Source organism: uncultured Nostoc sp., from assembly GCF_937863485.1.
Classification (GTDB): domain Bacteria; phylum Cyanobacteriota; class Cyanobacteriia; order Cyanobacteriales; family Nostocaceae; genus Nostoc.
The window spans coordinates 42,366-57,881 of sequence record NZ_CALMFY010000222.1; the positions used below are offsets into that span (position 1 = coordinate 42,366).

The 15,516-nt window shown below is 42.5% G+C and carries 10 protein-coding genes and 1 pseudogene; 7 read left to right on the top strand and 4 right to left on the bottom strand.

Translation table 11 applies throughout. From position 1 onward, the window contains the following. Positions 1 to 5: 5 nt before the first annotated feature. Positions 6 to 1,928: an Hsp70 family protein gene (locus Q0541_RS30730; protein WP_298920083.1), complete on the top strand. Its 1,923-nt coding sequence runs from the start codon at positions 6 to 8 to the stop codon at positions 1,926 to 1,928. 314 nt (positions 1,929 to 2,242) lie between these two features. Then, positions 2,243 to 3,085 (top strand): M90 family metallopeptidase, encoded by an 843-nt coding sequence (locus tag Q0541_RS30735; protein WP_298920084.1) that lies wholly within the window; start codon positions 2,243 to 2,245, stop codon positions 3,083 to 3,085. Between the two features lie 336 nt (positions 3,086 to 3,421). Here the strand turns inward: Q0541_RS30735 and Q0541_RS30740 are convergent, their stop codons facing one another. Continuing rightward, entirely contained in the window at positions 3,422 to 4,066 is a 645-nt protein-coding gene (locus Q0541_RS30740; RefSeq protein WP_298920085.1) for a class I SAM-dependent methyltransferase, read from the bottom strand. Positions 4,067 to 4,204: 138 nt separating this feature from the next. On the opposite strand from Q0541_RS30740, the gene Q0541_RS30745 reads away from it, so the two are divergent. The 5 genes from Q0541_RS30745 (at position 4,205) to Q0541_RS30765 (ending at position 10,613) form a co-directional block, all read left to right on the top strand. Beyond that, positions 4,205 to 5,863, top strand: a complete 1,659-nt coding sequence (locus Q0541_RS30745; RefSeq protein WP_298920086.1) for a glycosyltransferase family 39 protein — start codon at positions 4,205 to 4,207, stop codon at positions 5,861 to 5,863. Positions 5,864 to 5,940: 77 nt separating this feature from the next. Continuing rightward, positions 5,941 to 6,408, top strand: coding sequence for a MarR family transcriptional regulator (locus Q0541_RS30750; RefSeq protein WP_298920087.1), 468 nt, complete (start codon positions 5,941 to 5,943; stop codon positions 6,406 to 6,408). 161 nt (positions 6,409 to 6,569) lie between these two features. Then, on the top strand, positions 6,570 to 8,042 hold the full coding sequence (locus Q0541_RS30755; RefSeq protein ID WP_298920088.1) for an HlyD family secretion protein: 1,473 nt from the start codon (positions 6,570 to 6,572) through the stop codon (positions 8,040 to 8,042). Positions 8,043 to 8,399: 357 nt separating this feature from the next. Then, on the top strand, positions 8,400 to 9,995 hold the full coding sequence (locus Q0541_RS30760; protein WP_298920089.1) for a DHA2 family efflux MFS transporter permease subunit: 1,596 nt from the start codon (positions 8,400 to 8,402) through the stop codon (positions 9,993 to 9,995). A 48-nt stretch (positions 9,996 to 10,043) separates the two neighbouring features. Beyond that, complete coding sequence (locus tag Q0541_RS30765; RefSeq protein ID WP_298920090.1) at positions 10,044 to 10,613, top strand: Uma2 family endonuclease; 570 nt, start codon at positions 10,044 to 10,046, stop codon at positions 10,611 to 10,613. On the opposite strand, the gene Q0541_RS30770 is transcribed toward Q0541_RS30765, so the two are convergent. The 3 genes and pseudogenes from Q0541_RS30770 to Q0541_RS30780 all read right to left on the bottom strand — a co-directional run bounded on the left by Q0541_RS30770 (position 10,610) and on the right by Q0541_RS30780 (position 14,997). Beyond that, positions 10,610 to 13,222 (bottom strand): chloride channel protein, encoded by a 2,613-nt coding sequence (locus Q0541_RS30770; RefSeq protein WP_298920095.1) that lies wholly within the window; start codon positions 13,220 to 13,222, stop codon positions 10,610 to 10,612. The two genes, Q0541_RS30765 and Q0541_RS30770, sit on opposite strands and share 4 nt — an antisense overlap. A 480-nt stretch (positions 13,223 to 13,702) precedes the next feature. Then, a pseudogene (locus Q0541_RS30775) lies at positions 13,703 to 14,001 on the bottom strand (winged helix-turn-helix domain-containing protein); the annotation flags it as partial. Between the two features lie 18 nt (positions 14,002 to 14,019). Beyond that, positions 14,020 to 14,997, bottom strand: coding sequence for a hypothetical protein (locus Q0541_RS30780; protein WP_298920091.1), 978 nt, complete (start codon positions 14,995 to 14,997; stop codon positions 14,020 to 14,022). Positions 14,998 to 15,516: the final 519 nt, after the last annotated feature.

Sequence of the window (15,516 nt, forward strand, 5' to 3'; positions counted from 1 at the left end):
AGGGTATGGAAATTTTAGAAACAATCGGTTTTGATTTGGGACACGGTGAAACGGCTGTAGCTAAAGCGATAGTGGAAAGCATCGAACCCCCCCAGATGCTGGAGATTAATAATAAGAAGAACCAAGTTACAGCTCTTGGTTGGCATCCTAAACTTGGTTATCTTGTCGGAGAACAAGCACTAATTCAAGCTGGCGTTACCCAACTGACAATTTCTTTTAAGCAAAAACCCAACAACGATCCCAAATATCGGGAAACAATTAGCACTTTTGTCGCAACCTACTACCGCCTTTTGAAAGAAAGCAAACAAGTTGAAGGTGGGGAAGGTAGCTATTTTTACATTGGTTGCCCTTCTGGATGGTCAGTTAGCGATCGCTCACAATACCAAAAGCTACTTCAAGAAGCTGGCATTCCCCAACTAAATGTTGTACCAGAATCGCGGGCTGCTTTCATGCAAGCCAAGGAAGCCGGGAAGCTGGAGTATGACAAACTTGTTGCATCGGTGCTAATTGTCGATATTGGTTCTTCAACCACAGATTTTACTCTGGTTAAGAGCTTAGAAGAGATCCCCATAGATTTCGGGAGTAATACTTTAGGAGCATCTTTAATTGACAAAGCTATTTTTGCCCGGACTCTCGCCAACCACGAGCAAAAAGCATTACTCGAAAAAGTATTTCAGGAATATCCGCATCACCAAGCTCGTTGTGAACTTGCTTGCCGCAAAGCTAAAGAAGATTACTTTTCTAATGAACAACTATACAGCGATCCTGAATCCTTTGCACGTGGCTTCGAGTCTATCAACGAACAGATTTATTTTATTCCCCAAGTAAATAAATTGATGATGGAGGAAATCTTAAACCAACCCTTACCTGAACTGGAGCATCATAGTTGGGTGCGATCGTTTCGTGACTCTTTAACGGAGGCGAAAGAAAAGCTGGACGAACTTGGAATTGTGCCAAAACTTGTGCTGATGACTGGCGGTGCATCTCGCATGAAGTTTACGCACTTTCTTTGTCAAGAAATGTTTCCCGAACCAGAAACGCTGCTTCGCCCTGATCCGGAGCCGGAACGGTGCATTGCAATGGGTTTAGCACGAGTAGGACGATGGGATTTGCGCGCTGCTGCTTTTAAACAAGAAGTCAACAAACTATTTACCTCAAATCAGCTTAAAGGTTTGATTGAGAGACATATCCCGGAGTTAATCGAATCACTAACTAAGCCTTTGACAGATGGCTTGATTGTCAACGCAGTTAAACCTGGTTTAAAAGATTGGCAAAAAAACAAAATACGGACTTTAGCAGATTTGGAAACATCTTTGATCAGTCGGGCAGAACAGTGGCTCAAAAGTGATCTCGCTGGGCAGATAATTAATAATCAATGCACTTCTTGGTTTAATAAGAAAATCCAACCTGATTTAGCTGCACAAACTGATCCAATCTGTCGAAAGTTTCAGATACCTAGAAGTAGCTTGAGATTCGAGGATAGCATTGACCCAAATTTTGTTAACCCAGAGCTACGAATTGGAGATGCTATCATTGCTGAGACAGTGGCGTTTATCGTCAATGTAATAATTGGTGGAGGCGCTGTGGCTAGCATCATCACTTTAATACTAACTGGACATTTAACCTGGCCTATTGCACTAGTATATGGGGCTTCGCTTATGGCAGCAGGAATGGAGCTAAATCGCAAGACTGTTCAAGAAGTAATCAAGACAAATGTGGATGTACCTGGTTGGATTCGTTCTAGTTTTTTGGGCGACAGAAAAATCGAGGATATCTGTGAGCAAATAAAGCCTGAGTTACAGAAAGTTATTCAAGAACAACTGACAGCGGATCAAGAGGCTTTTGACAAACTGATTGGCAAAGTTGAGCAAGGGCTTCAAAAAACCCTTTCCACCAAGGTTGAATCTTGTATAATTCTGATCCAATAGCGGTGAGGTGTGCCAGTAAGTATAGCTTTTATAAATTCTGATTGCATCTACTAAGGATTTAAAAATGATGGCGATAGTTAGAGTGCTGGCAAGGGCAAAATTAGAGAACTCCCCAATTTTAATTTAGTTAGCAAGCCACAATAAGAACAATTATTTTATCTAAATTTTCTGCTTATACCAATTCTCCGTGAGCTTGCACTTAATGATTACTCCTTCTCTCTTGGCGTACTTGGCGGTTCGTTTAATAATTAAGTACATCTTCATTGCAAATTGGTATTACCAGCGACTGAAGTATTAAGATTGCTCAAAAGTCAATGATTAAAACAATAGTTGTCTTTCTCATCATTGCACTGATTATCACTGGGATTGTAGTCAATCCTATTCTCCTAAAAAAGCGAAGAAACCGTCTAAAACATCGTCCTTTTCCCCCACTTTGGAATGCCATTATTGAGAATAATCTTCCCATTTATCCTTGTCTTTCTCCCAATGAACTCAGACGACTTCAAGGGCATATTCAAGTGTTCTTAGCAGAAAAGCAATTTATTGGCTGTAAAGGATTACAGGTAACGGAGGAAATGAAACTGACCCTTGCATCCGTCGCCTGTTTACTCCTACTAAATGAACGTGGGCAGTACTTCCCCAGACTTCGTTCAATTCTGGTGTATCCTAATACTTATTTTGTTCAGGAAACGACTTCTATCGGAAATTATGTTGTTGAAGAAAGGCGTGTGGCAAGATTAGGGGAATCGTGGACAAATGACCAAGTAGTACTGTCTTGGGAACAGGTGAAACAAGACACTAATAACTGGAGGGATGGACGTAACGTTGTGCTTCATGAATTCGCCCATCAGTTGGATCAAGAGGATGGTAAAGCTGAAGGAGTTCCGATACTGCAACGCAACTCAGACTATCCTATTTGGGCGAAGGTGATGACACAAGCATATCAGCAACTTTGTAATGATGTTATCCAAGGCGTAAAGACGGTAATGGATAGCTATGGCGCAACAAATCCCGCAGAATTTTTTGCCGTAGCGACTGAGACATTCTTTGAGAAACCGCACCAATTGTTGTCCAAGCATCCAGCACTTTATGAGCAACTGCAACGTTACTATCAATTAGATCCTGTGCAATGGGCGTCACACAATTTTAGATTTTAGATTTTAGATTTTAGATTTTAGATTGAAAAGAGCAATCAAGTCATTGGCTCTGTCATTTAATTTTAGATTTTGCGGAAAGTCTGTAGCTTGCTTCCCGCAGGGTGCGGAGGCTTCCTCCAATCAGAACTTTCCAAGACGGATTTTAGATTTATTCCACCAATAAATTTGCTTGCTCTCAGACCTTTTTAAATTTTGCGGAAAGTTGCATGGGCGGCTCTGCCAACTTGAGCAAACTTTCCAAGACGGATTTTGAATCTTCTCTACAAGAGGCTCCGCCAACTTTTCCATTATCCAAAATTTAAAATCTAAAATTCGGTGAAGTACCCACTGCTTGGCTTAACTGCGGTAAGCTATGACGGCATAAAATGGATCTCCTCCGGCTGCACCCAACCACTGTAATAAATTTGGTAATGTTGACTTATGAGCTATAACTTCTACGGTTGTAAATCCTGGAACTGAGGCGAAGTAGGCTTTGACTAATTCTACTCGTTGTGCTTCTGAAGCCTCCCGCCAAGCTTGAATTGCCTTTTCAAAAAACATCCGGTTAGAAAAGCTGATAATTGCCACACCACCGGGTTTCAGGATGCGATAAATTTCGGAAAATACTGCTTCTGGATATTGCACATACTGCACAGATACGCAATTGAGAACAGCATCAAAATCCTCATCTGGTAAAGGTAGCTGCGGATTTTCGTTAAGATTTTGCACAAAGTAATGATTTAAGCGGGGATTTCGTGCTAGTTCCTCACCATTGAGTCCGTGTCCCTCTACATGGTCAAACTGCATCTCTTCTGGTAGATGAGACACCCAACTGCTCATCATATCAAAAATGCGGGTGTTGGGTTTGAGGCGATCGCGATATAAATCCGTTAGCTGTTGAATAAATCCTTCATCGACATGGGTGACGAAGCGGGGATAGGTATAGAACAGCTTATCGTCTGTGTCGTCTAATTTCAGGCGTTGATTTGGTCTTAACTGCATAAATCTCTGTTTGGGATTACTTTTTCCGAAAAATGCGGCAATTTCAGGGATTTTTTCACAATCACTATGTAAGATATTTTAATAACAGCAGGACACATAAACTCGTCTAAATAGCAGCATTCAATTTTGCTCAATTAAATGTTCTATAAACTACACTTCTTGCAGCATATTTGGCGACAAATCCGTCTAGTCAGATTATTACCCTATTTTAGTTTGTTAGTTTGGATACTGCCCTTATTATTACTTACTTCTGGGCACAATAGTTTGATGGCACATGATGAAGGACTTTACGCATCGCGTGCCCGTCTGATGTTTGATTCTGGTAATTGGATAGATCCTTGGGAAAGGGCACATCATAAAACCCCTGGCCCTTATTGGTTAATTGCCAGTTTCTACAAGCTGTTTGGGATCAGTGATATCAGTGCGCGTCTTCCTAGTATGATTGCTGGCATTTTTAGTTTATGGCTGGTGTATGAAATCGGCAAAATTATGCTAGGTAAAAAATTAGCTTGGCTAGCTGCTGCAATTTTAAGTGTGGAATTTCTCTGGCTGCAATACTGCCGCTTAAGTACACCTGATGTACCGATGATTTTCTTGGTACTTTTAGCTATTTTGTCTTTAATAAAAACAGAACTACATCCTAAATATCGCTATTTTTGGAGTTTTATCGCTGGTTTAAGTTTAGGTTTAGGCTTCTTAGTCAGAAGCTTTATGATTTTTTTGCCTATCATAGCTTTATTCCCTTATTTAATTTGGGAACATCGCCGTCATCGTCATCTTGCTAACCCAATTTTGTATTTAGGCTTTTTCGTAGGTTTAATCCCTACTTGTGTTTGGCTGTGGTTAAACTGGTTGCATTATGGAAATCAAAGTTTTGAGGAGTTGTTCAAGTTTGTTGTACGGCAAGGTTCTGAAGATCATTATAATAATGGGCCGCTGTTTTATATATGGAATATCCCTTTAATAGCATTTCCTTGGGCTTTTTTCGGGATTTTAGGTTTAGTTTCGACTCTCCGTCGTCCCATTCCTCGTTACCAGTTAATATTAGTTGGCTTTCCACTTGTCCTATTTTGTGAACTTAGTATTTTTAGCAGTCGTTTCCCTCACTATAGTCTCTGCCTTTATCCGTTCATAGCTTTGTTTGCATCTGTAGGTTTAAACTGGTTAGGTAATATTTACCAGACAGGGATTCCCTCACAATTCCCTCTTCAAAAACGTGGAATAAATATATTATCCCTTTTTGCGATCAAGAATCTTCCTCGAAATCTCAGTTATGGCTTTGGTGGGTTAGGTGTTTTACTTGTGATAGCGAGTATTGGCGTTCTTAGTTGGGGTGGTTCTGATATTCGCAAGTATGCAACTATTGGCTTGGCTATGGGCTTGGGTTGGTTAATTTTGCCTGTAGTGTGGATTAGTCGTTACCACTTTGACATAAAGTTTCTCACAGCCCGTTACTGGATTGCAGGTTGGTTAATTCCCTGTTGGCTGGCTTTGGCGGCGACAGGTAGCATCGGGCTGTTAAGTGACTACAACCCTGCTTTGAAAGTGTTTTTACAACAACCTGCGATCGCCTCAATTATCCAAACTTATCCTACCTACTATGTGGAAATAGACGCTAAAACCAAAGTACTGCTTAATTTCTATCTTTCTATTCGCCCCCAACAAATAGTCTCTATTTCTCAAGTACCAGCTTTGAGCTATGCTTGGATCTATACTGACCAGTCCCCTAAATTATCTCGACCTCACCGCATTCTTGGTACAGTAAAAGAGTACCAGTTGATTCAAGTTCTTCCCTAAGACAGATACAAAGCAACTATTGCTAAAAAAGATCAATCTTGGTAAAATAATAGTACGTACACTAAATATTTTGCTAAATGGTTTCTACATCTAATTACTCCCCACCTTTACAGTCGTGGCAGCAAAATCTGGCACCATACAATTTGGGCTATAGAATCAAATTAGTTTCACAACTGCTCAGTCGCAAGTTTACTGAGAGACTAGAACCGTTTGGACTTACGCCATTTCACTGGCTGGTGTTGTGCTGTTTGTGGCAAGAAGATGGTTTACCAACTTCTAGTATTGGGGACAAACTCAAACAAGTGGGAGGGACTTTAACAGGCGTACTAGATCGGATGGAAGAACGCGGCTTGGTGCGTCGAGAACGCGACACCCACGATCGCCGCATCTGGCGAATCTGGTTAACGGATGCAGGTAAGCAACTAGAAGCTGTCTTACCGCCTATTGCGGCAACAGTGCGTGATGAAGCAATGGACGGTATTTCCTTCGCTGACCGAGAACTGTTTTCCCAAATCTTGAACCGGGCGATCGCTAACCTCTCCTAAAGATTATCCCAGAATCACCCGACCGGGGGAGGTAGTGTGAAGATTTATTTTGAGATAGTAGTACGCATACTAAGGAAAAAAGATTTTTTTCAGGAAATATTACGCATTCTAAATAAACGACTATTAATCAAATTATTGAATGAGCAAGCGAGATAACCATCATGGGCGCTAATACTTTGAACGAACGCAACGGACATAAGACCCCAGTTTTAGAAAAACAAGTAATTCCTGATTTAGAGAGTTTAGAAGCTTTGACAGCAGACACATCCGCAACAGCAGAAGCACCGATTGTAACTCCTGAGATAGAGAAAGAAGTTCCAGCGAAACCGAAACGGAAAAAACCGACTGGCTTAATTTTGGCAGGATTAGGCGTGGGTGCGATCGCCGCAGGTACTTTTGGTCTTCACTACTGGCAATACGCCTCCACCCACCAAGAAACAGACAACGCCACTGTTGCCGGAAACATTCACCAAGTTAGTAGCCGCATTCCTGGAACTATAAGTCAGGTGCTTGTGAATGATAACCAACTGGTGCAACCGGGACAATTGTTAGTGAAGTTAGATGAACGGGACTATGAAAGTAAGGTACAACAAGCAGCAGCAGCTTTAGAAAATGCGCGTGGTCAGGCGCAAGCCGCCCAAGCAAATATTGCCTTAACTTCACAAACTACCACTGGTAAGACAAGTCAAGCGCAGGGCGATGTCAGCGGTGCGGTAGCAGCAATTTCTACAGCCCAAGCAGCAGTACAAGAAGCCCAAGCCGGGATACCAGCGGCGCAAGCTGAAGTCAGACTAGCCCAAGCGGGGATTCCCGCCGCCCAAGCGCAAGTAGCGCAAGCAAATGCGAATTTGGAAAATGCCCAAGCAGATTACAATCGTTACAACCAGTTGTATAAAACAGGCGCGATCGCTCGTCAGCAGTTAGACGCAGCCAAGGCAACTTATAATGTGGCTACGGCACAAAAAAATGCCGCTATTCAGGGAGTAGAACAAGCCCAAGCTAAGTTAGCTTCTGCCAAAGTTGGTGTAGCTAAAGCCCAGTCTCAACTAGCACAAGCGCAAGAAAATGTCACCAACGCCCAAGCTAAATTGGCAGCATCTAAGGGAGGATTGCAACAAGCGACTGCTGGCGGACAAGATACAACAGTAAAACGTAGTCAATACGAAGCGGCAAAAGCGGCGATCGCCCAATCAGAAGCATCGCTCAAAGACGCACAATTACAACTATCCTATACCAATGTTACTGCTCCCAGTGCTGGACGAGTCGGGAGGAAAAACGTGGAAATTGGCAACCGAGTCCAATCGGGAACACCATTAATGGCGATCGTGGATAACAACTATTGGGTAGTTGCGAACTTCAAAGAAACCCAATTAGAAAAGATGCGGCCAGGCGAACCAGTAGAAATCAAGCTGGATTCTTTCCCTCATCACACCTTTATTGGTCGTGTTGACAGTGTTTCGCCAGCTTCCGGCGCTCAGTTTGCCTTATTGCCACCGGATAATGCTACAGGTAACTTTACCAAGGTTGTCCAACGCATCCCAGTAAAAGTAGTTTTTGACCAAAAGAGCATTCAAGGGTATGAATCGCGGATTACTCCGGGGATGTCTGCGGAAGTTGCTGTGGAAGTCAAGTAATACCAAATTGCCTGCAAACAGGTGAAAAACCTGTTTCTTGCTATGGGACTTCCAGTTAAAAAAATATCCCATCTCCGGGGCGCAAGGCCTTGCACCCCTACAAATGTACAAACAATTTTGGATAATTTATTTTTTGTCAGTCTCTATAACATCTTCCTACATCTACGGACAGGCGTATATAAATGAGGTGAGAGTGATAGTGGTAGGCACGAAAAAACCCAACTATGTGAAGATAAGTAAATACAAAATAGAATCGTCACCAATAACGTTATTGGTGAAGGTGTAATCTAAGTAGTACAGATGATATAAAATTTAATAATATTTTTTGCTACTTAACCTTGAAACAGGAAAAAGACTATGGCTAATACAGGTGTAATTCGTCAGCAAGGGCAAAATCCTGCTGTACCACCAGAACGTGTACCGCTAAGAACCTGGATTGGTGTATTAGCCAGTATGCTTGGTGCATTTATGGCGGTATTGGATATTCAAATAACCAATGCTTCGCTGCAAGATATTCAAGCAAGTTTAGGAGCAACTCTCGAAGAAGGTTCTTGGATTTCTACGGCGTATCTCGTAGCCGAAATTGTGGTAATTCCTCTAACAGGATGGTTGTCACGAGTATTTTCTCTGCAACGTTATTTATTAGTCAATACTGCACTATTTATCTTCTTTTCTATTTGCTGTGGTTGGGCATGGGATCTTAATTCCATGATTTTCTTTCGCGCTTTACAAGGTTTTAGCGGAGGAGTATTAATTCCTACAGCTATGACAGTTGTCTTAACAACTTTACCCCAATCAAAACAATCAGTTGGGTTAGCTGCATTTGGGTTTAGTGCAGTTTTTGCACCCTCAATTGGCCCGACAATCGGAGGTTGGTTAACAGAAAATTTTGGTTGGGAATACAACTTTTATATAAATGTAATTCCAGGGGCATTAATGCTGGCTGGTGTTTGGTATGGAATTAAGCAAGAAAAACCCCAAATTAATTTACTCAAACAAGGTGACTGGTGGGGAATTATTGCAATGGCTATTGGATTAGGTTCCCTACAAGTTGTTTTAGAAGAAGGTAGCCGTAAAGATTGGTTTGGTTCAGCGTTGATTGTGCGCTTAACTGTGATAGCAGTAATTTTTTTGGCGATATTTTTCTTTATAGAATTAACTCGGAAGCAACCATTTATTAATTTACGGCTTTTGTCTAGGCGGAACTTTGGTTTAGCCAGTATTGTCAATGTGTCGTTGGGAGTAGGATTGTATGGTTCAATTTATATTTTACCGTTGTATCTTGCCCAAATTCAAAAATACAATGCTCTGCAAATTGGTGAAGTATTGATTTGGGCTGGTATTCCCCAACTGTTTATTATTCCCCTCATCCCGAAATTGATGCAACGTATTGATGTGCGTTTCATGGTAGCTTTTGGTGTGATTTTGTTTTCCATCAGTGCATTTATGAACTCTGGAATGACTAATGAAACAGGATTAGATCAATTACGCTGGTCGCAATTTGTGCGTGCAATGGGACAACCTTTAATTATGGTGCCGCTTAGTTCTATCGCCACTGGTGGTTTGAGTCCGAAAGAAGCAGGTTCGGCAAGTGGTTTATTTAATATGATGCGGAATCTGGGCGGTTCTATCGGAATTGCTTCTTTAGCGACTTTATTGGCAAATAGAGAACAATTTCACTCGAATAAATTGGGTGAAGGAGTATCTTTATATAACCCAGAAACTCAACAGCGAATTGATCAAATGACACAGTATTTTGTCAGTCGCGGAGCAGATTTGAGTACAGCCCAAAATGAAGCGATCGCATCTATATCCAACATCGTCCGCCGGGAAGCGTTTGTAATGGCTTTTAACGATTGTTTCTACTTTATTGGCATTGCTTTGCTAGTTAGTGGACTTGCCGTTTTATTCCTCAAGAAGGTGAAGCCAACTGGTGGCGCTGTTGCTCATTAAATTTGTTGTATCAGTTACAATATTTCATAAAACTACTAAGGTACTAAAATGGTCATTAGCCAAAGTGAGTACTATATCTCCCCAAAAGAATATCTAGAGGGCGAGAAAGTAAGTGAAATCAAACACGAGTATATCGATGGGCAAGTCTATGCAATGGCAGGAGCAAGTGATGCCCATGTCACAGTTAGCATGAATGTATCTATGCTGTTACGAAACCATCTCCGGGGTAGTGGTTGCCGTGTCTACATGTTAGACATGAAAGCACAAATTGATGTGATAAATCGCTATTTCTATCCTGATGTGATGGTAACTTGTGATCCACGAGATAGAGAATCTGAGTATTTTAAGTCCTATCCTTGCTTAATTGTCGAAGTGCTTTCTGACTCAACCGAAGGCTATGACAGAGGAAAGAAATTTGCTAATTACCGACACTTAGAATCACTACAAGAATATGTGCTGATTTCATCAGACAGAATGAGTGTTGAATGCTTCCGCCGCAATCAGGAAGGACATTGGGTACTTTACCCTTATGAAAAAGAACAAGAAGTACATTTAGCTAGCGTTGATTTTCATTGTGTGATAGTAGCTATATATGAAGATGTATTATTAGTAGATTAATTACCCTCTCCAATAGTAGATGCTGCACGTACCAAAATCACAGTTTGGTTATTATCGCGGCAGATAGTTGCTGGGATATTACCATGCACTACTTGTTGCAACATTCCCTCACGAGAAGCCCCCAAAATAATCACATCACTCTGGTTGCGTTTAGCACAATCCAAGACGGCTTCTGACACAGAATTTGCATAGAGTGGAGCAATTGTTACTAAACCTTTGAGCCGTTGTTTGAGAAAATCAGCAGCTTTTTTGAGAGTTGTTGTATCCGCTTCAGTTTTATTTGGTTCAAACACTTGACATAAGTTAACCACTGGAGTTTTACTCACTGAAGTCAGTGCTGGAAGCAATTGAATTGCCTGTTGGGCATTGGGGCCACCCGCTATCGGCACTAACCAGCGTTCCAAGTGGGTTTGCTTATTCAGCTTGACTAACACCACATCACAGGCTGCTTGCCGGATAACCGTATCTACGACGCGACTGAAGACCCTTCCCGGTGTGGCTGTGCTACCCTTCCAACCCATCAGCATGAAATTAATATGGCGGTCTTGGATAGTTTGCAAAATTGCTTCTGACAAGTCATGAGCAACTCGAATTTGGGTATGTACTGGGATATGCCATGTCTGTCCCAAACGCATTGCTTGCTCCAGTGGGCCCATAGCTGCCTTGATATTCACTTGGGTTTCTGCAAAAATCTTGTGCTGGGGGATAACAATAATATGCAGACATTCTATTTCATAATGGCGATCGCGGGCAATTGCGATCGCCATTTCCAACAGCATACCTGCTGTTTTTGGGTTACTCAATGGCACCAGTAACCTTCCCTGTCCAGTTTCCGGCGCACTGGTATGGTAAATCACGCGAGATGGTTCGGCTTTAGAACCTGCAAAGTCTTCAGAACCATTGAAATAGGCAGCTTGCACCCGAATAATATCACTACGGGTAATGATACCCACCAAGCGGTTTCCTTGCACAACTGGTAAACAGTTAATCTTGTAACGGTTGAGCAAGTGCAGCACATGGGCTAGGGTATCAACAGGAGAGGTAGTTACTGGTTCTGGAGTCATCACTTGGCTTACAGTAAGATGCTCACTTAAACCTGTTCGGGAGAGATTTGTGATATCTTGTTGGGTTAAGATTCCGACCAATTTACCCTTTTCCAATACTGGAAAGTGGCGGTGGGAGGATTGGGAAAATGCCTGCAATGCCTCATCCCAACTCATCCGGCTCCCCAGAGTTTCCACACTCGGTTGCATGACATTGGCTGCGGTTAGTTGCGTCCAAGGTGCTTGGAGATTGGTTTCTTTTGGCAAATGAATGCCTTTAAATTCTAATAGATGGTCGTATAGTGATCCAGTTTCTAGGGCTTCCGCCACCAAATAAGCAGTTACCGAAACAATCATCAACGGTAACACCAAATTAAAGTCAGTTGTCATCTCAAACACGATGATCACTGCCGTAATTGGGACTCGCGCCACCCCACAGAAAAATGCCCCCATCCCAACTCGTGCATAAGTTGTCGCCAAACTCACAGCCAGGAAGTGGTGTTCTAAGGTTCCTACCAAATAACCCAAAGCTGCTCCCAGTCCTAGTGTGGGAACCAGCAATCCAGCAGGCGCACCAGAAGCGTAGGTAAACAGGATAAGTAGGAACTGAAGAAAGAAAACTAGCGCCACTAATTGCCAGTTTGCTTCACCCGTCAGCAACAGTTCCCGTAATCCAGCGTTGTCCCGAAATAATGAGGGAAGGCTAGCAAATACCAATCCCGTCACTAATCCAGCTAGTCCCATCCGCCAAGGTAAGCTGATTTTCAGAAAGCGACGACTTAAACCCAAACTGGCGAGAACTCCGCGATTGAACAGCACGCCCCCGAATCCTGCCAAAATTCCCAACAGCAGGTAAAAGGGAATTTCCGACACATAAAAGCTGGTGTTGGCAGCCGCTAAATGCAGATTTAAATCTAAACTATGGGAGTCACAAATACGGGCAACAACAGAACCAATAAATGAAGCCAAGATTGCTGTTCCCAAGGTGATGTCAGAGACATCTTGCAAAAGTTCTTCTACAACAAATAATACCCCAGCAATCGGGGCATTAAAGGCTGCCGCCAGTCCCGCCCCGGCTCCGGCTGCAATCAGTTGGCGACGGTGTTCAGGGGAGGTGGGAAACCAGTGACTAAACTGATTAGCTAAGGCTGCACCAATTTGCACTGTAGGCCCTTCCCGCCCCAATGGCATCCCAGATGCTAGCACCAGCGTTGCACCGACCAATTTCACCACAGCAATTCGCAAGTTGAGGGGCATGGGCACCTTTGCCAGTACCGCTTTTACTTCCGACATCCCGCTACCAGCAGCTTCAGGGGCGATGCGCTCCACCAACCAGCCTGCGAGAAATCCGCCCACTAACCCAATTATCGGTAGTGCCAACAAAGCAGGAAACTGATGGGATATTTGTAGTCGCCACCCACCTAACAATCCCACACCTTGCCCTAACAAGACAGCAGCCAATCCAGAGACTAAACCAATCAGACAAGCTTGCAGCATTGCAAGGCGTTTAGGGGGCAAAAGCTTATGGGAGAGCCGCTTCCAAAAAATCTGCCCCATGCGTGCCATGTTGATTCTAAACTTGACAACCAATTGGCTACTCATTCCATTCAACCACTATATATAATAATCACACGAATAAGTTACTAGGGCGCGATCGCTTCAATTCCAGAGATTTTGCTGGTGCTGGTGTTGACACCGTAGTTGGAGTATCACAGCATTGCTAGGGCAATTGGTGATGGTTAAACCAATAATAAATACAATTCTTTTCGCCCAACGTTATCATCTGAGTTTTCAGTCAAGCTGGATTGAGATAAATTCGAGTTGACATCAACAGTGTGATGTCTCATAGAAGACCTCCAACTTTATTGTTAGCAACATGGAAGAGGATTTTTAATAGTTTAAATCAAAACCCCCCGAACCAAATTATGTATTTGGTTCGGGGAAATTTTCCTATGTGGTGTTCCGAGAAGTTATTCAGAATATCAGCTTAAAAAATAGTTGTGGAAATATCAGGTAGAAATCGGGCAGACAATCACAAGCCAAAAACTAAAGCTGCTTCAGACGATAGCCTAGTCTGTAAACTGTGTCAATAAAATCATCAGGAGCGCCAACTTCTGGGAGTTTATGACGTAAACTTTTGATATGAGATTTAACAGTTTCTTCGCTGGGTGGGTCTTCCAATGACCAAATTCGCTCAATAATTCCACCTCGACTCAGTACCGGGCGATCGCTAGAAAGCAGCAGTTCCAACAGGGCATATTCTTTTGGAGTCAGGTATAAAATGTTTGTCTGCATATAGTTACTTCATAGGTGCTAGAATTTAAACGCAGACTTCCCCAACAAAGGTCAGCTGAAGTTCTAGATTATAGAGTTTGTCCAACAATTATCCAGTACATCCCATCAGGTGCAACTAACCCAAAAGAGGGTTCGCCAAATTCATTAGGCAAAATTGGGCTAACTTTAGTAGCAGCGCTGGCGGTAATGCGCTGATGAAAAGCGGTAATATCGTCAACTTGATAAGTGAAAAGACTCAGTCCCAAAGAACCGGGTTGAGAGTATTCTCGTTTATCTGGTGTGGGGTAAAGTGGGCTGTAGACTTGAAATAAACCCACAGATGTCTTGGGTGAAGCAAAACCTGAAAGATAAAACTCCTGCTTTTCATCAAGCATCAATGTCTGGCGAGTAGAAGGTTTTTCATAACCCGATCGCTTGGGGTTGCTCTCAAAGGGTACAAGTCCAAAAACCTCTGCGTAGAAAGAACTGAGGCTGTGATCCGAGATGATCAAACTGGAATGAGTTCCTTCGCTTACCAACAATGGAGAACTAGGATCAATCGTGCCGTAACCGGGTCTATTATAGTTATATCGCTGAAAAAACGCCTGTCGCGTCTGTGAACTAATCACAAACATTTCGCGCACCCCCACAAAGCGGTTATATAAACCCACTCCTAAATTGCCTGTAAACTCGATCGCGCGAACTGGTTCTGAATAAATCCAGTCTCCACCGTTAGCTTTATCATCGTTAAAAGCATCGGCCAGCGCATAAATATCTTGAACCAAAGAAGCAAACCAGCGGCTACCATTCACTACTGGCAAGGTATGACCTAGACCTTGATTACGAGGTTGTTTCCACGATAGCAACCGTACTAATCCATGATCTGATGAGTTACTATTTTGCAGTCGTAACGATGTCAAATCTGATGCATGACCGTAGAGTAATCCCGCCTGTTCTGCTGAGAGTTGTCCTCTATTGACCTCTCGATAACCGAACTCAGTCCAATATTTTAAGGTAGCTTCAATATCCTTTAAGCCAATACAGTTTTCAAAAATTCCACTAATCATTGCAATTTCTCTAAATTTAAGAAGTATAGCAATACCTTGTCCTAAAGAACACGCTACGCGAACGCCAATTTACGAGGGTTCAATTACATTCTCGAATAGAGACATTTTGGTGTTGTTTTCTAACGGGACTTAAACATTTTTTAGGAAAAAATAAGCTTGTCACAGATTATCGATAATTTAAAAAAGTAAAATTACCGTTCTATAGAGGTTTCAGCGATAGCGTTCGTGCAACGACTCCGCAGGAGTATCGCGTTGCGAAAAAAAATGGATAAAGTCGAGCCGAAAGAACTTAAATGATAAAAGTCCCTCGTCTTTTATTTGAGCGTTTGAGAGATATTGCTGTTTCCGCTGCTTGATTGAATCAAAAATGGATAAATTCGAGCTAAACCGCGTCCACCTTGAAAACTGTAGTTCTTTCCGTATAAAAAGAAAAAACCCTCATCCCCCAGCCCCTTCTCCCAAATTTGGGAGAAGGGGAGCCGGAAACAAGTCCCTCTCCCCCTACTTGGGAGAGGGATT